Source organism: Paenibacillus sp. NPDC058367 (assembly GCF_042723305.1).
Taxonomy (GTDB): Bacteria; Bacillota; Bacilli; order Paenibacillales; family Paenibacillaceae; genus Paenibacillus_AQ.
Genome location: NZ_JBHXIZ010000006.1, coordinates 236,125 through 256,572 on the forward strand (window position 1 = coordinate 236,125; position 20,448 = coordinate 256,572).

Annotated in this window: 14 protein-coding genes; 5 read left to right on the forward strand and 9 right to left on the reverse strand. The window is 46.0% G+C overall.

Features of this window, described 5'->3' with window-relative positions; translation table 11 throughout:
* The first annotated feature begins 300 nt into the window (after window positions 1-300).
* From ACFWMP_RS26485 to ACFWMP_RS26500, 4 genes are all read left to right on the forward strand, one after another.
* Window positions 301-2,001: a DUF6385 domain-containing protein gene (locus tag ACFWMP_RS26485; RefSeq protein ID WP_379425209.1), complete on the forward strand. Its 1,701-nt coding sequence runs from the start codon at window positions 301-303 to the stop codon at window positions 1,999-2,001.
* Window positions 2,002-2,154: 153 nt separating this feature from the next.
* Window positions 2,155-4,242, forward strand: a complete 2,088-nt coding sequence (locus ACFWMP_RS26490; protein ID WP_379425210.1) for a glycosyltransferase — start codon at window positions 2,155-2,157, stop codon at window positions 4,240-4,242.
* Window positions 4,193-5,614, forward strand: a complete 1,422-nt coding sequence (locus ACFWMP_RS26495; protein ID WP_379425212.1) for a tetratricopeptide repeat-containing glycosyltransferase family 2 protein — start codon at window positions 4,193-4,195, stop codon at window positions 5,612-5,614. The genes ACFWMP_RS26490 and ACFWMP_RS26495 overlap by 50 nt, the downstream gene beginning before the upstream one ends.
* Window positions 5,615-5,628: 14 nt before the next feature.
* A complete protein-coding gene (locus ACFWMP_RS26500) occupies window positions 5,629-7,578 on the forward strand; it encodes a glycosyltransferase (RefSeq protein WP_340972767.1) in 1,950 nt (649 codons plus the stop codon).
* Window positions 7,579-7,604: 26 nt separating this feature from the next.
* Here the strand turns inward: ACFWMP_RS26500 and ACFWMP_RS26505 are convergent, their stop codons facing one another.
* The 8 genes from ACFWMP_RS26505 to ACFWMP_RS26540 all read right to left on the reverse strand — a co-directional run bounded on the left by ACFWMP_RS26505 (window position 7,605) and on the right by ACFWMP_RS26540 (window position 16,074).
* Complete coding sequence (locus ACFWMP_RS26505) at window positions 7,605-8,336, reverse strand: glycosyltransferase (protein WP_379425215.1); 732 nt, start codon at window positions 8,334-8,336, stop codon at window positions 7,605-7,607.
* Window positions 8,333-9,535: a hypothetical protein gene (locus tag ACFWMP_RS26510; protein ID WP_379425217.1), complete on the reverse strand. Its 1,203-nt coding sequence runs from the start codon at window positions 9,533-9,535 to the stop codon at window positions 8,333-8,335. Before ACFWMP_RS26510 ends, ACFWMP_RS26505 begins: the two co-directional genes overlap by 4 nt.
* The gene (locus ACFWMP_RS26515) at window positions 9,532-10,986 is read right to left on the reverse strand and encodes a glycosyltransferase family protein (RefSeq protein WP_379425219.1); all 1,455 of its coding nucleotides are present in this window, start codon (window positions 10,984-10,986) and stop codon (window positions 9,532-9,534) included. Before ACFWMP_RS26515 ends, ACFWMP_RS26510 begins: the two co-directional genes overlap by 4 nt.
* Before the next feature lie 69 nt (window positions 10,987-11,055).
* Window positions 11,056-12,138: a sporulation protein YunB gene (gene yunB, locus ACFWMP_RS26520; RefSeq protein WP_371915736.1), complete on the reverse strand. Its 1,083-nt coding sequence runs from the start codon at window positions 12,136-12,138 to the stop codon at window positions 11,056-11,058.
* A 145-nt stretch (window positions 12,139-12,283) separates the two neighbouring features.
* Window positions 12,284-12,895, reverse strand: a complete 612-nt coding sequence (locus ACFWMP_RS26525; protein WP_076285278.1) for a TVP38/TMEM64 family protein — start codon at window positions 12,893-12,895, stop codon at window positions 12,284-12,286.
* A gap of 264 nt (window positions 12,896-13,159) precedes the next feature.
* Window positions 13,160-14,029 carry a glycine betaine ABC transporter substrate-binding protein gene (locus tag ACFWMP_RS26530; protein ID WP_379425222.1) on the reverse strand — a complete coding sequence of 290 codons (870 nt, stop codon included), beginning with the start codon at window positions 14,027-14,029 and terminating at the stop codon, window positions 13,160-13,162.
* 15 nt (window positions 14,030-14,044) lie between these two features.
* On the reverse strand, window positions 14,045-14,878 hold the full coding sequence (locus tag ACFWMP_RS26535) for an ABC transporter permease (RefSeq protein WP_042191673.1): 834 nt from the start codon (window positions 14,876-14,878) through the stop codon (window positions 14,045-14,047).
* Entirely contained in the window at window positions 14,878-16,074 is a 1,197-nt protein-coding gene (locus tag ACFWMP_RS26540) for a quaternary amine ABC transporter ATP-binding protein (RefSeq protein ID WP_042191675.1), read from the reverse strand. Before ACFWMP_RS26540 ends, ACFWMP_RS26535 begins: the two co-directional genes overlap by 1 nt.
* Window positions 16,075-16,333: 259 nt before the next feature.
* On the opposite strand from ACFWMP_RS26540, the gene ACFWMP_RS26545 reads away from it, so the two are divergent.
* Complete coding sequence (locus ACFWMP_RS26545; RefSeq protein WP_042191677.1) at window positions 16,334-16,894, forward strand: GbsR/MarR family transcriptional regulator; 561 nt, start codon at window positions 16,334-16,336, stop codon at window positions 16,892-16,894.
* 59 nt (window positions 16,895-16,953) lie between these two features.
* Here ACFWMP_RS26545 and ACFWMP_RS26550 read toward each other — a convergent pair.
* The coding region (locus ACFWMP_RS26550; protein ID WP_379425225.1) for a carbohydrate binding domain-containing protein at window positions 16,954-20,448 on the reverse strand (3,495 nt) is incomplete at its 5' end.

The window sequence follows — 20,448 nt, forward strand, 5'->3', positions numbered from 1 at the left end:
TTATTTTTAGGCTCAGGGCTCAAACGACGGTTTGGGCCTTTTCATGGATTGAGTTCCAGAAAGCCCGTAGGAAGTGAATGAAATCCATAACGGCCGGAGCTTAAAAAGCGCAGCAAAATAAAACAAAAAAAAGCGGAGCTAAAACGATGATCTCTTACACAATTAAGAATCAGGGAGATCACCCTGTTAGTCTCCGCCTCCACGCTACATTCAAAAGGTATTGGCAAGCAAGATTGTGTATACGTCCAAGCCCAGTCTTTTGGTATAACTCAATCATTTATAAGGAAAGGACGAGGAACTTTGCCTAACTATAGCTCTTTTCAAGCGAATCCTGATAATCTAAGAACGCTTATATTCGGCCGGGATGCCTCGCTGATTGATCATCCACTCACTACAGATCCAAGCGGAAATCTAACAACGATTATCCTTGACGGCACCATTTCCAGCGTGCTCGGCGCTACGATCACCGCGGGTACTTTGTCCTCCGCAGGTACAGTTACCAACATCCTTAACGGCACCATTACTAGCGTGCTCGGCGCTACAATTACTGCCGGTACTTTGTCCTCCGCAGGTACAGTTACCAACATCCTTAACGGCACCATTACTAGTGTGCTTGGTGCTACGATTACTGCCGGTACCTTGTCCTCCGTAGGAACAGTTACCAATATCCTTAACGGGACTATTACTAGCGTACTCGGCGCTACGATTACTGCCGGTACCTTGTCCTCCGCAGGTACAGTTACCAATATCCTTAACGGGACTATTACTAGCGTACTCGGCGCTACAATTACTGCGGGTACTTTGTCCTCCGCAGGAACAGTTACCAACATCCTTAACGGGACTATTACTAGCGTGCTCGGCGCTACGATTACTGCCGGTACTTTGTCCTCCGCAGGTACTATTACCAACATCCTTGAGGGCACCATTACCAGCGTGCTCGGTGCTACCATTACTGCCGGTACAATCACTAGTGTGCTTGGGGCAACCATAACAGCAGGTACGTTATCCTCCGCCGGAACAGTTACAAACATCCTTAACGGCACCATTACTAGCGTGCTCGGCGCTACGATCACCGCGGGTACTTTGTCCTCCGCAGGTACTATTACTAACATCCTTGAGGGCACCATCACTAACGTGCTCGGCGCTACCATCACAGCTGGTACTCTATCTTCCGCAGGTACAGTCACCAACATCCTTAACGGGACTATCACCAGCGTACTCGGAGCTACCATCACAGCTGGTACTTTGTCCTCAGCAGGTACAGTCACCAACATCTTAAACGGCACCATCACCAGCGTACTCGGAGCCACCATCACAGCTGGTACTTTGTCCTCAGCAGGAACAATCACCAACATCTTAAACGGCACCATTACCAGCGTGCTCGGAGCTACCATCACGGCTGGTACTCTGTCTTCCGCAGGTACAGTCACCAACATCCTTAACGGGACTATCACCAGCGTACTCGGAGCTACGATTACTGCCGGTACTTTGTCATCTGCAGGTACAGTCACCAACATCTTAAACGGCACCATTACCAGCGTACTCGGTGCCACCATCACAGCTGGTACTCTATCTTCCGCAGGTACAGTCACCAACATCCTTAACGGCACCATCACTAGTGTGCTCGGAGCTACAATCACAGCTGGTACTCTAAGTAGTGTCACTTCTATTTCACAACGCAGCTTTATAGAACAGACCACTACAGGTATTGCGACTGCTAATACCTATACACCTCTACCAGCCGTTACTACGAGCGTACTGGGAACGTATTCCTTCTTCATTAACAATACTGGGGCAAATCCGGTCAACACACGTGTGGAAATCAGTGCTGATGGAACGAACTATTTCGTCGATACCACGGGGGATAATCCTTTAGCAGCAGGCTCTATCGATGTCATCGTGCCAGCCAGATTCCTGAAATACACCCGCCTATCCTATCAATCAGCCAATTCTGGCTCTGCATCCACGATCAATGTAAGTTTCAATGCTCAGGGCACGTAATCCAAATGACCATCATATGTTGTAACAAGAAAGAGTACATGGATATCCATGTGCTTTTTCTTTAACTATAAGGACGCCGAAGGCGTTTATGCTTGTGTCAGCAGCTATACATATGTGCAACAAACACATAATGCTTTTCAAGGAGGAACAACCGTGAATAATATTACGCTTGGCGTCCACCTCATCGTAAAAGATGAAGCTGATCTCCTACCTCACTGTCTCGCAAGCATAGCTGGTGCTGACGAAATTGTGATGATCGATACGGGCTCTACCGACGAATCCATAGCTATTGCCGAAGCGTACGGGGCTAGAGTCTTCCAACGGGAATGGACAGACGATTTCGCGGCAGTTCGTAATGAAGGGCTCGTTCATGCCTCAACAAATTGGATTCTTATCCTTGATGCCGATGAGTGCTTGCAGACCCCACTTACAGAAATCCGCAGCCTTCTGCAGAACACACAAGCTCAGGCTTTTACAGTAAACATTGATAATTGGGTTGGCGTACGACCTGAAGATAAGGTAAAACACAGTGCAGTCCGCTTATTCCGAAATGGACAGGGTTATCAATATAGTGGAAGAATTCATGAGGGAATTGACACTTCAATCCTTAGCAAACATAACCTCTCGGCGATTGAGCACAGTCAACTTGAGATTATACACTTTGGATATTTACCTGAAATCATGACACGAAAAGATAAAATCAATCGAAATAGACACCTGCTGCACCTCGCTTTAACCGAATATCCGGATGATCCTTTCCACTCCTATAATTTAGCAGTAAACTTCTGTCAGGACGGTCGTCTTCTGGAAGCTGAGACGTTGCTTCGTCAAGGCCTTCACCATGTAGTACTCGAAGCCTCCTATCGTCCTACGATGATTAGGGATCTCTGTAAAATTTATCATGCTCAAGGAAAAATGAATGCGATCGACCCCTTGCTGATGATTGAACTGGAACGTTATGGCGACTATCCTGATTTGCATTTTTTGTTAGGGCAATCTTTGGAGAGCCAAGGCCTTTTGGAACGTGCGCTATTAGCTTATCAACATGCAGAGTCCATTCCTGAGCATGAGGTGCTTAGCGGAAAATATGTATGTGAACAAGGAATGAGTACCTTTCGCCCCCTATACCGGATGGGTTTAATCTCACAGCGGCTTGGTCTTCTTGAGGATGCTGCGAGATTTTTTCATCGTGCACTTCAACACCATTCTTTATATACGCCCGCCTTGCAGGGGATTGCTGCTGCTTTTCAACGCTTAGCTGTCCCCGATGAGGAAATCGCAACTTTACTAATCCAACTCGTTCCCCCAACTACCTCAATCAGTAGATCCGCGATCATTGACAGTTTATATGAGATAAACGCTTATGAGACCATAACTACCTTATCCCGAGATATTTTTCCATTGGAATTGGATACTGCATGTAGAATCATCTCATCACTCATCATCACCGGCAAGCTAGAAGACGCGAGTACAGCTATAGGGCAGATGACCTCACTGGCTTCCCAAGATCACCTTGGTTTAGAGCATCAAAAGCACTGGTATACTCTTTGGGCCATTTGCCAATGGGAACGATATGGAGAATTTAAAAAGGACTTGCTCAACCATGTATCAGGTGAACTTCGTTCTGGACTGGAATACATTGAGCGATCCCAACGCCAACGAGTGGCATGTCCGGTAGAAATAGAGGTAGATCACATATATTCCTCATTCCTTTCCGACCTCATCGGGCAATCCGTAAAGCTGCATCAGCTCACACTTAGTCATACTTTAGTGGACTTGTTCCCTGCTTATCGATCTGAATTTGCCACAGCATTATATAAAGAAGGGAATTGGCAGGCCGCAGGAGAGGAATTTATTGTACTTGTTCGTGATAAGATCGCCGATGCAAGCGTGCTTTTTTATATTGGTGAGATGATCTTTGACAAAGGGCATTATTCCGAAGCCAGTGAATGGTTTCAGCAAGCGCTGGAACAAGAGCCTGAGCATGAATCCGCAAGGATCGGCTTATCGCTCTGTTATCTTCAGCAAGCGAAACTGAGTATGGAAGACGCTCTACAAAGTTTAAAGGATGCCCATGCTCATGGCCCATTGCAGGAGGATATCGGAGCTATCCGTAAATCCATTACCTTGCTGAATCGTACACCTTGGCACACTCAGGGAGCTTCCGTCAGAGCGAAGGGAGGTCATCCCTATGAACCGCTCAAGAAGAAAGCCACTAATTTCCTTATGCATGATCGTTAAGAACGAAGGAGATAGCTTGAGCCAATGTTTAAAAAGCGTACGCGGAGTCGTCGATGAGATCATTGTAGTCGATACTGGATCCACCGACGCTTCAGTTCAAATTGCCCTAAGCTTCGGAGCCAAAATCATACAACACCCTTGGAGCGGCGACTTTGCTGCTGCCCGCAACGCAGGTCTCCAGCAGGCCCATGGACAATGGATTCTTGTTCTAGATGGAGATGAGGAATTAAGTGAGGAGAGCAAGGGAGAATTACTGCTATGTGCCGAGCATATGGAGTACGAGGCATTTTTCCTACGCATTCATAATCATAAAGGGCTAACCCCCGCTTCACAGACGATCACCGTCAATCCGATTATTCGGATGTTTCGTAATCGCCCTAAGTACCGGTTTAGCGGTATCATTCATGAACAGATCGCTGAGGCTATCATAACAGCTACACCCCAGGCACCGATGCATTTGACCACTGTAGTCATCCATCATTATGGTTACGCAGAAGGGGTAGTCGTCAAGAAAGATAAAATCAAACGAAATGTCGAGCTGCTGAAAGAGCAGCTAAGGTTAAATCCTAAAGATCCTTTCCACCATTTTAATATGGCTGTTGAGTATATGCGTCTGGGGGAGTATCAACCTGCTCTAAAACATATCCAACAATCACTAGAAGAGGCACCGCCTGATACAAGTTACATCCACCTGCTGCACAAATATGAAATTCGCTCGCTTGCAGAATTAAAAGATTATCCTGGGGCGCTTGCAGCTTGTGACCGTGGGATTAGCTCACATCCGGATTACCCAGACTTAGCTCATATCAAAGGGGCTCTACTCTTACAATTAGGTGCCTTTGCAGAAGCCAAAGTATCGTTGCTACAAGCGCTGGTCATCGGAGCTGCTCCTCCCGGCTACCATACTGAGGCTGGATTCGGTTCATATTTAACCTATTATATGCTGGGTCAATTATGTGAAGAGATGGGTGATGAGACCGAAGCCATTGCTTGTTACACCAAAACCGCACAGCTTCATCCCGAACCTACTCCCGTCATTGCCCGGCTACTACGAGCCCTGAAATGTGCAGGTCGTGAGAGTGAGATTTACGGTTGGTTCCACGCTCATCTGCCAGACTACACAGTGACTAAGAACAGGATTCTCCTAGAATTATTACAGAGTGAGGGATGTAATGAAGCAGCCGCACAGCTGATAAATGCCACAGAGCAGCCCATTTCTATAGAAGTGGCATTTAATCAAGCATCTGAGCAGGGGCGTTCACAGATTATGTTAGCGGATCGTCTGCTTGCTTCATTATCCTCTTCTGCTACCTATTCACCAGCGGTCAAAAGAGTACGCCTAGCTCTTCCGCTTCCCAAAGTTTCAGAATAGGAGGGACGTTTCCTATGACCACACCCGATATCACACTTTGTATGATCATTAAGAATGAGGCGAACCACCTGGAGAAATGCCTGTCTTCTGTGCAAGGAATCGTATCAGAAATCATCATTGTGGATACCGGGTCTGAGGATAATAGCATAGACATAGCAACTAAGTTCGGTGCAAAGATCATCGATATGACTTGGGAGAATGATTTCTCGAAAGCACGAAACCTAAGTCTGAAGCATGCAACTTCCTCTTGGATTCTAGTACTTGATGCCGATGAGGCTGTAGATCATTGGAGGAGGGAGCAGCTCCAGCACCTGCTGGACGCAGCGCATATTCACGGATATTGGCTACCCATTATCCACTATATCGGTGACGCCCCTGAAGCGGATTTTGTTACCGATCATGTCTGCCGCCTGTTCAGAAACGATAAAAGAATCATCTTTCGTGGAATCATTCATGAGGAGACGGCCAGCAGCATTTGGGAGCTTCCTGCGGGGGAGATCGCTTACGCTGAATTGCGTATTTATCACTACGGTTATTTAGAGGATGAACTACAGCACAAAAATAAATACCAGCGCAATTTAGCTCTCATCAATAGTGGTCTGCAGCTTCAACCGAACCATCTAATCCTTCGTTATGCACTAGGGGTAGAGCATTATCAACAGGAACAATATCATGCAGCGGCAGATGTACTTCTTCCATTACTCGCTGATGTTCCAACCCAATCCGGGTATGCCTCCGATATTTATCTAAAGACTGCCTATGCCTTACAACGATGTAACAGGCAGCAGGAATCTGAGGAAGTCTTTCATGCGGGGAGCTTATTGTTTCCTGATTTCACTGATTTATTAGAGGGCTATGCTGCTTTGTTGCTCGAACAAGGACAGCTTAGACAAGCTAGACACTTCTTGCAGCAAGCACTGAAGAGCGGAGATACAGCACATCCATATCCATCTTCTTCGGGAAGTGGAACGTATCGAACAGAACTACTAGCGGGCAGAGTATGCGAGAAGTTATTTCTATATCCAAACGCGCGGGAACACTACGAGGATGCTATACAATTCAAACCAGATTATACGGATGCGTGGAAACAGCTTGTCCCACTAAGCCTGCTATCCGGAGAGAGGTTAAGTATGATCGCATTGACCCGCTGCCATATCCACGCTCTCTCACCAATTACCTTAGGCTATCTTGTGCCCGCGGCGCTCAATGCTCGTGACTTTGAATGGCTGGTCACTCTCTCTTTTGCTTCGCAGCTACCGTTAGCCGTTCAAACCATTGTGCAGGCTTTCCTTGATTGTACTCAGCAGCAAGAGGGGGAACACACCCTAGCACCGCTTGAGCAGCTGCTTCATAATCCATCTATTCTCTCCGAACGTTCATCTATACTCGGCTATCTCTGGGCTTTGTCTTGCCGTGCTGGAGATACTGAATCAGCCATGAAGTGGCTTATCTCCATATCGCCATACAGACCGGGGATGCTAACAATTCATCATATCTTAACAGGTCGTTCTGACATTAAGCCTGCTCTTCCTGATCTGAGCTACGCTATGCAATTGCTGCTTCAGGTCGGTGCTTGGGATAGTGTATTATCGCTTTATCGACAATCAGAGGGCTCTTTATTCCAGTGGTGCAAGCTGCCGCAGCCCTTATACTATGGATTGCTTGAGGCTCCTATCCCCGTAAAGAAACAGTGGTGTTCCATCTATCTCAGTCAAACCCCTCATTATAATGCCTCGACGGACTGTGCCGAATGGCTATTATATGTGGCAATAGCTTGCTCCTGTGGGGAAACTCCAAAGATCGCTCAATCAGATGAAATGGCTTTGCGCAGAATCGGGGGAACTACCGCTGCAGTCGGTCTCTCATACTACAAGCTCATACTCGCGGCAAAAGCTTATCCCCATGGGATTTCCTCAGTTCAAATCCCATGGGGGCTGCTCGTCAGATCTGCCAGTCAGACCTAACCGACTGGCAGATTCGGATTTCAGAGCTATTCTTTCCATTCGATCAAATGGGGCTGCGCATCTAGAATGGACTGGTACTGCTCCAGACTCCCCCAGCGCCCCTCTGGATCAAGCTCCATATAACGCGAATATTTAAGTCGAAGCTCTTCCGGCGGAACCGCCCATCCATAATGCTTCACCCGCAGTTCGGCAAGAAAACCCGGTAATACAGAGTAAGAAAGCGGCAGCCTAGGAACATGATGATCCATTTTCGGGAAGAAATAATGAAAATTCGGCAAATATCGGACAAGTGTACGAGTATGCTTCGTATGGATATTCCAATGTTCATCTTCACGATAATGGGTGGTGCCACCCCAGAAATCAAATAGCCTGAAAGATACCCAGTCATACACATCCTGATCAATCAGCCGTCTCATCTCCCGTTTAGCTGCCTCTTCATAGAACTCATCAGCGTCTACAGACAGGAGCCAATCCGGATTCGTAGATACCGCCAAATCCCATAACGTCTGCCTTAGCTCCCACTCACGATTAAACAAGGAGGTCTCCAGTGTCACAAGCTTCGTAACCTTGGCAAAAGAACGACATAACTGTGCCGTATGATCTGTACTTCCATCATCAACAACTACAATATCATCCACGAACTCACTCAGTTCTTCAAGTACCTGCTCCAGATACCTTCCAGCTTCGTTTCGAACCTGCATCATAGCGGTCAAGCGGTTACCTGCTGTTTTGCGGAGAGGCCATCTATGACTACTCATCCCTCCACTCTCCTTTTCAATCGTTTTACCGCCTCTTCTAGATCTGCCATCTCTGATAAAAGCGGCCACGCCTGATTGTCTTGCCCTGCCGCATTCAAGAAGCTGCGTATAGCCTCATGTCGCCTGCCATGGAGCAAGTGTATTGTGCCTTCTATAGTCCCATCAACACTCCCCTCCAAATCTTGCTGAAGCTCTAGCGCTTTCTCCCATTGGAAGATCCGAATATAATTCTGAATCAATAACAGCTTCGCCTCTGAGGTAGTGAGCGAACTCAGAATTCGTACTGCCGCAGCTTCATCCTCATTCAAGCGAAACAGCTCTGCCCGGACAAGTTCGTACTGCCCGGAGTGAAGCCAGCCCCGCAGTCTTTCCGCATCCCGCTTCTCCTCAGCTGTAAATGCCGTAATCGTATATTGTTGAACAGCAGTTTCCAAATCCCCAGTCTTACCCTCTATAGCCGAAAAAAAGCGAAAATGTGAATGAAGGCAATCTAAATATTCATACAGCACCATGAGCTCAAAGGATTGCGCCAGATAGCGGTTTGCTACGGAATCCCCCAACAAGTACAGATAGGAAGCTGCCAAGTAATGTACAACAGGTTGACTGGGCAGCTTAGCACACATGGAAATGTAATAGTCCGCCCGCAACTCAAGCTGTATAGTAACCCAATCAGCAGGTGATATCGTTGAATCCTGCCACAAGTTCACTATGGCCTTCCTCCACAGCACCTCATAATCCGTAAGAAAATATAGCCGATCTCCCTGAAAGGTAACTCCATAGGATTCCTGCTGATCCCCGGCGAGATAGAGCACACCTTCCCTGCGTAGGCTCTGCTCTAGATATATCCGTTCAGATCGGGTGGCTACAAGATCAGCCTTTGCGCCAAGCAAACCGCTGTATTTATCCCATAACCACTTCTTTTCATCTTCCGGGCAACGTTCTAGCAGAGCCACTACATAAGCTGCCTGCAAGGAGAGAACCTCTGTGAGCCAATAAGGAGAAGAGACAAGAATCGTGTATTGCTTCATGTTCAAAGAATAAATATCTGCAGCCGCAACTGCCCTAATCTGATTGTTAGTCTGCTGCTCACTGGTCATTCGTCCAGCAAAGCAGACCCCTTCCCGGTCGGGAAGAAGCTCTAGCAATCTTTTATATTCGTAGTCCTCCCAAGAACCTCCGCTTAGAATTAAATATTTCATGGGTGTGCCTCCTTGGAATCGGACAAATCCCCAATATAGCCTATTACCAGAGAGGCATTAGGGTGAAGCAGCAATTGACGGGAAGTAAACTTCCTATTGCTAATCATCCCAGGCACGATCCCTCCTTTGTAAGCAACACGTTCAAGAGGTAGCGTGAGCACTGAATCTCCCCCTGCAAGCAAATGAACCCCCGCTTCCTCCATTTCAGTCGATAAACTTACGATCAGATCAGCGGAGCCTTGGGTTATGGCCTTCACCACCCGCTCAATATACTGTTTCTCATATTGAATAGAAGTGGACAAATACAGAATGATCTCACTCTCATATAATGCAGATGCGTTCTTTAACGTCCGTAGCCATACATCCTCACCATGAACCGTTATCACTACATCATGTTCGCTAACCGGAAACTCAGGAGCAGCGTCCACCAAAGTATCTCTGATCCAAATCCAGCGAATATACTTGTAGCTCTGCTGCTCCCGTGCAGCTATCCATTGCTCCTTCAGCTCATCACAATCCCAAGCTTCATCACAATACACTATGGCCGTTACCAACGGAGAAGCTAAGGATATCCTGCCCAATGGTATAACCGGCTGTGGAAATTTTAGGGATTCAGTAGGCGGTACTAAAAGTCCTTCGTTCTCTATCCCGCTTTCAAGTGCCCATTTCTTGTAGTATGTCTGCCAGCCATTCGTCTGTTTGGATTCGTCCTTCGTTCTCAGGTATCTATCCAGTGACTGGATAGCATGAACATACACAGCTTCACTCAGTGCCAGTTTCGCTCCAATCTGCCGCGCTCGGAGACACCAGTCAGCTATCATGAGATGCCGCGCTTGAAGCGAGGTGTCAAAGCCGCCAATTCGCTGAATCAATTCCTTAGTGAATAGAAGACAAGATCCGGTTAGCACTTCCACCTCGCGCCATTCGCCTTGATACCGCCCAAGACTGTAGCTTACATGCTCAGCTAATTCATGATGAGTACCAAAGTGAAGCCGTTTCTTCCCTTCTCCCCTCTCGGTAGAAGAACGCGGAGCAATGACTCTAACGGAAGCATCATCAAAGGAAGCCCACATTAACTCGCTTAACCAGCCAGGCGATACCATAATCGAATCTTCAAGCAGAACAGCAAAGGTGGTCTCGATATGTGCCAGAGCTAGGTTGGGCATATACTCCTCCTTCTCATAGGGTAGGAAGAGCACTGGTTCCTCTGGCGAGAACTGTCTTGCTAATACCTCCATGGGGAAATCGGGCGTCATTGAAACAGCAATAATGCGCACAGCCACTCCTGAGTGGCGCAGCAGCAGGGGTAAACAGACCCTGGCACATTCCATACGGCTAAGCTCAACTACAATAGAAATCCCATCTTCACTAGGCAAGGGTAGAAGTCCGGCACGTTCAAGGAAACCATATCTCCCTGCCAAGCGTTCCATATTCAGCGATTCATGTGACATTAGGACTCACGCTCCATTTATTTAAAGCAACTCTACCTATAGTCTATGAGCGGTTAAGCACGATATCCCTTAATTCCCTCCATTTACACCTTTGCCGCCTTCTTCTGTATGAGCTGCGCCTGTATTCGAAGAATTGGGTGCAGCTGGTGATGAATTGCTATCCTCTTGGCTATTCCCAGGGGTATCCTTGCTCTGATCTGATACTCCATTTTTATCTCCACTTACAGATGGTGCAGGAATAGCAATTCCCGGGGCACTGCTGCCATTAGCTCCGACAGGCTGACCCTGATTATCGTAGTAATACATAGGCACGTCTCCGACGACCATCAAATATGACACAGGAATTTCCGTATCCACTACTTGGGGCTCCATGTCAAAAGGAATAACCACCGCTACCTCCGTAACAATATGGATATAGACCTCAACTAAAATCATATTAATTCCGGCATTTTGCTGGCGAGTGCTGAGTTCAACCTTAACAGCACCTTGCGGTTCAATCTTGATCGGGATATCAGGTCCATAAGAGGCAATGAGAGGACTACCTAGTGCCTGACCGAGCGGAATATATTCTGTCTGATTATGCAAATCCTGCAACGTGGTCTGGATTACCTCTGCTGCTTGCGAAGTAATACGCATATGCTCCGCATAGTTCAACATAAAGCCTGATATTTTCCCGTTCTTATCGGTCTTCCAATCAATTAGTTCCTCCGCATTTCCTCCGTTCGCAACTTGTGAAGTAATCGCTTTATTTATCGACTCTGTTGCGATTTGCTTCACACGAATTTGCGCTAAATGCAAGATAGGTGGCTTCATGTGCAGCTCCACGTATCGCAGTGCTTGTAGCACAAGCACAATCAATACCAAGGATGCAATCAACCAAAATTTGCGCCGGCTTCTTGGCTTACGCGTGTTTCCGCCGGAAACGGTCATCTTTCTCTCTGCCCTACTGGATGATCTCATATGACTTCTACTTCGCTTAGCTTCAAAGCGTGCACTCTGTGGTCTTGCCGCTGCCCTACTAGGTTTTGACTTGAACGCGGAGCTTCTTCCAGAGAACCTCGGCGTCCCGCCCCCATTTATTTTTGGCAGCCGAAGCTGACCTAGATCAGGTAATCTTAGCCCTCGGTTCCCCCATTTTCTTAATCTCCCCATTGCGATAGTCCCTCCCACCTTACGTAGAGGTCAAGCCACCTCCACTTAGTTTAAGGTATTCGGAAAGAAGACAAAAAAGAAGAACGTTCCCTCCGGCGGATAATGCCAAAGAAACGTTCTTCATTTATTTGATGATCAATTAATATTAGTGCATTCTACTCCGTTTATCTTCCTGTAGATGGTCCCAGTGCCGCCGTATAAAGATACCGATTAGAATAGCGATAAACACGGCATACCAAGTAATATATCCATTCCATTCTTCCCTAGGGACAATTAGACTTGAGCCGATCGTACCGAATAGCCAAATGTAAGACAGATTCCCAAGCACGGTTCCCCAAATAAAAGATGATGCTTTTATCGGTGAAACAGCGGACATAAAATTGATTACATTGTTCGGAATAATGGGAATCGTACGTAGAAGGACCAGCGTCCAAATTCCATATCGGTCCAAGTAACGCTGCCATTTGTCATACCTTTTCAGCTTGGACCTCCATTTTCGATCAAACCAATTGTAAAGGTATCGTCGAATGAGGAAGTACATCAGTATTCCACCCAGATTACAAGCCAGCCAACTAATTATCATACCTCCAATAACGTTAAATACTGACACATGGAGGACAATCAAAATTACGAACGGAAAAAATCCTAATATACTCTGCAACAGCGCCAATGGAATCGTCACAAATAAAATAGAGGGTCCACTAAGGCCAAGCGTTTGCAGCAGCCAATCTATCCAGGTATTTATGGTCTCTGTCATGAAGCAGTCTCCTCTCTTGACTCCTTGCAGCAGCTGCCTCCTGATTTACTTCGCTAAAGCATAAGTGTGAGCATTAAAATATATGCAAAGTATAGATATTCCTTTGAATACTTTGCTTATATTCCCAAGAAAAACACCCCTTCCGGGGTGTTTTATTGAATGATTTTGCTTATGAAGTGCATTTGTAAAGAACAGTGGTTAGCGTACAAGTTACACTTTTGTAATCCATTGATTCTTCACATCATACCACAGAATTCTATCTACTTACAATTCCACACCTTGAATCCACGCATTCACTTTATCCGGGTTGTTTTCTACCCAAGTTTTAGCAGCTTCTTCTGGTGACTTCCCACCTTGAACCTCAACCATTACTTTCGCCATGTCTTCTGATGTCCACTCGAATTGATCCAAGAACTTATAGACATTCGGCATGTCTTCTTTCAGACCTTGACGAACCATCGTATGGATTTGCTCATCCGCACCATATACACCTTTTGGATCTTCCAGATATTTCAGGTCCATATTGGCGAACATCCAGTGTGGTGTCCAACCCGTTACAACGATAGGCTCGTTGTTGTCATAGGCTTTTTGCAGCTCCTGAGCCATCGCTGCCGATGAACTTTCTAGAAGCGTATATTCACTAAGACCATATTCCGCAATAGCCTTTTCAGTCGTCGTCATAATACCAGCACCAGGCTCAATTCCGATAATTCGATTGCTCAATTTACCTGCCAGGTCACTGTTCTTCAAGTCTTCAATAGAATTAATATCCATGTACGCTGGAACCGCTAAACCAACTTTAGTTCCGTTCAAATTAGCACCTAAATCTTCGATTTTCGAACCATACTTCTCTAAATAAGCTGCATGCGTGCTTGGTAGCCAAGCTGCGACCATAGCATCCGCACTACCATCAGCAACCCCTGCCCACATTGGGCCTGCATCTACCTGTAGCATTTCAACGGTAGCTCCAAGCTTAGTTTCAAGTACTTCTTTAACAACATAAGTACTCGCAATTTCGGAATCCCATGCCACATATGCCAATTTCACTTTTTCTTTACTAGTGGATGAACATCCGGCAATAACAGTAATCATCATAATCACTAACAGGAATATACCTATATTTTTTTTCTTCATATCTATTTAAAACCCCTATCTCTGTTTTGGTTTTAGTGCGTTCTGCGTTAAACGGTCGAGTAGAATAGCTATAATAACGATAGCAATCCCCGCCTCGAACCCATCTCCTGTCTTAGCCTGCGATACCGCGCGGTATACATAGGCACCTACACCTTGCGCACCGATCATAGATGAGATGACAACCATCGAGAGTGATAACATAATCGTCTGATTGACGCCTGCCATAATCGTTGGCAGTGCGATCGGCAGCTGCAATTTAACCAGCTTCTGAGTTGGTGTTGAACCGAAAGCATCAGCTGCTTCAACTAACTCCTCTGAAACTTGACGAATACCGAGATTGGTCAAACGAATTGTCGGTGGAATCGCAAAGATGATCGATGCAATTACACCTGGAACTACCCCAAGTGAGAAAAAAGATACCGCTGGCAATAAATACACAAATGCCGGCATCGTCTGCATAAAGTCCAAAATAGGCGTAACTGTATTTCTAACCGCATTTCTCTGCGCACACAAAATACCAATCGGTACGCCGATTACTACAGCCAATATCGAGGCGGTTAGAACAAGGGCTAAAGATTGCATCGAAGGTCCCCATAATCCGAGATTATCGATTAAGAGCAGTCCGATTACCGCAAATAAAGCCATGCGCCATTTCCCAATCCAATAAGACAAAGCTGCAATAAGTACGATAAGCACTAATGCAGGCAGGAAGGTCAGCGCACCTTCAATTGCAGAAACCATTCCACCGATTATTGTAGCGATAAAGTCAAACAAGGGGCCACAATACGTAGTTAGCCAGTTTTCCAACCACTCGAGGGCCTTTCCTAAAGGCAGTTTTGGAATGTCCATTAAGATCCTTCTCCTTCCGGTACCGCGTTACCCGCGAGTGCGGAAAGAACGGCTCCCTTAATCACAATGCCTTTTAATTTATCCGCTTCATCTACGACGGCTACAGGCAAATGTGTCTCAGATATTAGTTCAAAGAAATCATTGAGCAGTGTTTCTGGATATACACGAGGGATCTCCCGCCGTGTAACCTCTAGGATGGATTTATTATCCTTTAGTGCCTGTGCTGCGTCCTCAGCTGTAATAACACCCAAGAGCTTGTTTTCTTTGTCTACCACATACAAGCTGAATATGCCGCTATCACGCATTAATTGAAGTGCTACCCGAGGTCCACGCTCAGGTCTAACCGTTTCCGGTTGCCGCATCACATGAGCTGCTGTTAGCACCTTGGACAAGTCCACATCCTCCACGAACCGCTCTACATATTTATTGGCAGGTTGAATGAGAATCTCTTCCGGCGTACCAATCTGCACGATAACACCGTCTTTCATCAATGCAATCCGATCACCAATCCGCAGGGCTTCGTCTAGATCATGAGTGATGAACACAATCGTCTTCTTCACTCTGGACTGCAATTCCAGCAGCTCCTGCTGCATGTCTTTACGGATCAGCGGATCTAGTGCACTAAAGGCTTCGTCCATGAGCAGGATATCTGGGTCATTAGCAAGTCCTCTTGCTAGTCCCACACGCTGCTGCATCCCTCCGCTGAGTTGATCCGGGCGATGATTCTCCCATCCCTTTAGACCCACTAGATGCAATGCCTCCATGGCCCGTTCAGTTCTCTTCTTTTTATCTACGCCCTGAACCTCAAGTCCGTATTCCGCATTCTCCAATACCGTCCGGTGTGGAAACAATGCGAACTTCTGAAACACCATGCCGATGTTCTTGCGCCGAAATTGCCGAAGCTCCTCCGGGTTCATTTTCACGACGTCTTTTCCTTTAAAAAGGACTTGTCCCCCTGTAGGCTCAATCAAACGGTTCAACAAACGAACCAACGTTGACTTACCGCTGCCGGACAATCCCATAATTACGAATATTTCTCCTTCTTCAATGCTGAATTCGGCTTTGTTGACTCCGACCGTCAACTTTAATTCCTGAGCGATCTTTTCCTTTGACCACCCTTGCTCTAATAATGGAATCGCCTTTCCCGCATCATGACCGAATACTTTGGTTAGCTTTTTCACCTCTATAATAGCCATGCCGTCCTCCTTCTCCCGAAAATATATCCGGGTTTAGTTCACTTATAGTAGTGTACCGGACTATTGAAAATTCATGCAAACACCATATACGGATAAAATTTAGTGTACAGTTTTAACTTTACGTACTTTATGTATAGAATACTCTGTTTTACACCAAATTCCTTTCTTCATGATTTCTTTACTTATGGAGGGGGATTTGATTACAATACATTGTATAAGGTTGCAGCAGTCTATCGACCTATTCCTCAGGAGGGACATCATGAACGATTTAGAAGGGTTAACACCCGAACAAATAGAGAAGATTAGTAAGGCCCGTGAACGCGTGATAGACTCTATCGGTAAAAATATGGACCTATACGGCATCACTTTATCCATTGGGCATTTATACGGTTATATGTATTTCAATCAAGGTCCAGTGACACTGGACGAGCTTAGCAAAACAATGGGAATGAGCAAAACGTCCATGAGTACGGGAGTCCGTACCCTCCTAGATCTGAAAATGATCGATAAAGTTTGGGGGAGAGGGACTCGCAAAGACCTGTTTACCACTGTGCCTGACTGGCATCAGAACTTCAGTGATTACTTCTCTATTAAATGGAGAAAAGCCGTCGAAGGAAATATGATCTCACTAGCGAAATCACTTGCAGAAATTAACGATATGAAAAAAGAATATAGTGACGATAGTAAACTTATGCAGCTCTTAAATACAGATGAAGAGAAGATTACCGAATCCATTAATTACTACCGCTGGTTGCTAAAATTAATAGAATCCTTTGAGAATGGTAAGATCTTCGAATTTATCCCTAAAGAAGAATCTTAATCCCAAAACAAAAAACGACAGTGCTCCTGTAAAAAGGAAAACACTGCCGTTTTTTTCGTTTAACCTTCGATTAAGCTTACATCATCCAAATAGATCGTGCTGCCCGCACTAATTTCATTATTCGTCTCCGTACTGTTTCCATCAATAAGCCCTAGTAAAAATACCAAATGAGCCCCTGCGTCTGTCGCACCGTTCATGGTAAATGTGTAGCTGAATTCTTTCATACTTTGGGTCAAAGCTATAAGCTCAGCTTCCATATATTTGTTGTAATCCCCGCCTTTATGCTCCACAGCTACCTGAATATTACGGTTTACCGTAGAACGGGCCTTAAACTTCAAGGTATACGTCTTTCCCTGAATAAGCTTCAGGTTTTCATAATCCACTTGTGCGCTGTAAGCAGCTTGCCCTGTGCCCGTCAGATCTATCGCAAATTCCCCATCTTTTACAGCAGCAGATCCAGTTCCATCAAAATACTGGCTCCACCCTTTAGAATCCACATCAAAGGTTCCATTATCCAGCGTACCGCTTGGTGGGTTCACTGGCGGACCACCTTGTACCTCCCGGACCACAATATCGTCAAAAGAAATCGTATGTGGCGTACTGTTAGCCGTAGAATCAGTGCCCAGCGATTTGCCGATCAGATAATTCAGCTTCAGCGGATTGCTGTTGGACACCTTAAATTGTGCGCCATACGTTGCCCAATCGGCAGTAATATCAAACTTAGCTTGAGCGGAAGCTGCAGAAGTATTGGAGTATTCTAGGATGATCTGCCGCGGAACCGTTGATTTCGCCTTAAAGCTCACCTCATACGTTTTTCCGCCTTCCAGTGGGATACCCTCTTGGTAAAATTGTGTATGCCACGCCTCCCATCCTGCTGACGTAATCAAGATTTCTGCCACGCCATCCTTTACCTCAAACGCAGAAACACCACCTTCTCCAGACCATGTAGACCAACCCGTCTTACCACTGCCGAACGAGCCATTTATGACTAGATTGTTATCGTTAGCAAGTATCGTCTGAAGCACAGATCCATTTGCGTAATGGTCAGCTTCTACAGTGATTGTATAGCTGCCCTCGGATGGAAATACTGCTGCATCGATTGTGATTTTTCCAGGCTCAATGGTGTACTGTTCGGTTTCAAGTGTTATACCATTAACCTTCACTGCAATGATTTTCTTTCTCCAATCCTCATGGTCTATGAAGGTTAGCTCAATCGGCTGCGAAACTCTGTTATTGCTGCTATCGCTTAGTAATTCCTGCGGTTTGGCCGGTGCATTTTTGATTTCAAATTTCACATTATCGATGATAATATCATGGCTTTGAGGAATACTAATTCCCTCAACCTTTCCAAGCAGGAATTTAAGTGACAATGTATCCTTACTGCCTTGACGGAATTCGAATGTGTAATGATTCGTTGCTGGTGTGAGCTCTACAATTTTTGTAAACGAAGCCTGATAAGACGCATTTTCAACATTCACACCGATTTTTCGGGCAATGGTTGAACTGGCATCAAACTCTAGCACATAATCTATTCCGCTTGCAGCTTTCAAGTTATTTTGAAACAACATCACGGAATATGGCTGGCTACCCGTATTCGTAATGTTAAACTTCGCTGTTCCATCTGTAGCAGTAGCAGTGCTCTGTCCGCCCTGCTCCGTCAACAGCCGATCCCAGGCATGAAATTCAGTGTTGAATTCACCATTCACAAGCGGGTAGTAGACAAGTGATGGATCATAATAAAAGCTCGTGCGCAGCAACTTGAAGTTATCCAAGATGACTGTATCGGTAGCACCGTTCAGAAGTAACACAAATTGTCCCTCATGATCCGTTGTACCTGCAAGGTTGGTGAAGACTGCTTTTATTTGTTGTTCACCTTGGGCTAAATTAACTGACTGCTGCGCATGTACGCTGCCGTCTTTTCCAAGAAGCTGAACTGTGGCAGTACGTGCAGAGGATACTGCAGCATTAAAGGTAAGCTCATAATCTTGGCCCTGTATGAGCTGAATTCCCTTCTGAAGCAACCGAACTTCGCCACTTCCGCTGCCGCCAATCTGCAGATTCAGCTTTCCTGTATCATCTACATTGGCAGTGGACGTTGTACCATTGGCTGTTTCTACGTGCCAATAGCTCATCCGATTGGGCTCACCAAGATCGAAAGTGCCATTGTACAGATGATTACCGCTACCGAGCGGTGTTTTTATTCCATCATGATCAAAAGGAATACTATCTACCTCTTCCAGACGGACATTACCTAACCAAACTGGTGAAGCGTTAGTTCCCATATTGAACTCTATCCGTGCTGCAATGTCAGAGTTGTCCTTCATTTGAAACATCGTTTCGTAATGGGACATCTCGGAGGTCAGCTCTGCCTTAAGCGCTGGAGAATAAGCCGCAAAGCCACGTGATTCTCCCCCCGTTAATTTAACACTAATATTACGTGACACATCTGTTTTGGCATCGAAGCTGAGCTTATAGAATCTACCTTTAGCAACGGATACAATCGCTTGAGGTTGAACGGAATAGGCATTGCCCCCAGCATTACTGATATTTACCTTTAGGAAGTTGTGTCCTCCAATCGGTACAGTGGAAACTGTAGCATCAGCTCCTGGTTCTTTAAACAAAACCCAGTGTGAAGTATTCGGTATGCCCATTCCATCATCTCCCGGAACCTGCTCCGTGAAGTTGTTGTTATAGACAAGGTTTCCGTCAGGAAGTGCTAGCTTTGAGCCTTCCAAGTAAGGCTCCTTATCCAGCGTAACTGGTACCGGCTCACGATACTCTCGGCCTGTCAGTTCATAGACTCTGACATAATCAACCTGCATCGATTTTGGAAACACGGTTTCTGGTGTTGGATCACCATCGAAGTTGCCGCCGACAGCCAGATTTAACAGCAGGTGGAACTCCTGATTGAACGGTGCTGGATAAGCATTATTCGCAGGCTGGCCATTGCTGATGCTGTACCAGTCATTTTTGGTCAAGAACAGCTCACCATCTACATACCAGCGAATTTCTCCCGGTTCCCACTCAATGGAGTACGTATGGAATTGTTCTATCGTGGAGCCTTCCGGGAACACGTACTCTTTGCCAGAGTATACATTGTTAGGCCATTCGCCGCCGTAATGAATGGTACCCGCTACCGTATTAGGACGGCTGCCCCAGCCCTCCATAATATCAAGCTCACCAGAGGAAGCCCAATTTCCGTACTCGTAGTTCTCCGGCAGCATCCAGATCGCTGGCCAGTACCCTTTTCCGGTAGGCGCTTTAGCCCGAATCTCGAATTTCCCATATTTCTTGCTAAACAGACCTTTCGTTTTAAGTCGCGAAGAAGTGTACTCCTTGCCACTTACTGCTTCTTTACGCGCGGTAATCACTAGATTACCATCCTGTACCTTTGCGTTCTTCTCATCACTTGAATACCATTGCTTCTCGTTGTTGCCCCAACCTGGATTGTTAAATTGCGAACCATCTCCAAGGTCATAGGTCCATTTCGTAGGATCAATGCTTCCTTCATTGAATTCATCTCCCCAAACCAGCGTCCACGGATCATTGGTTGG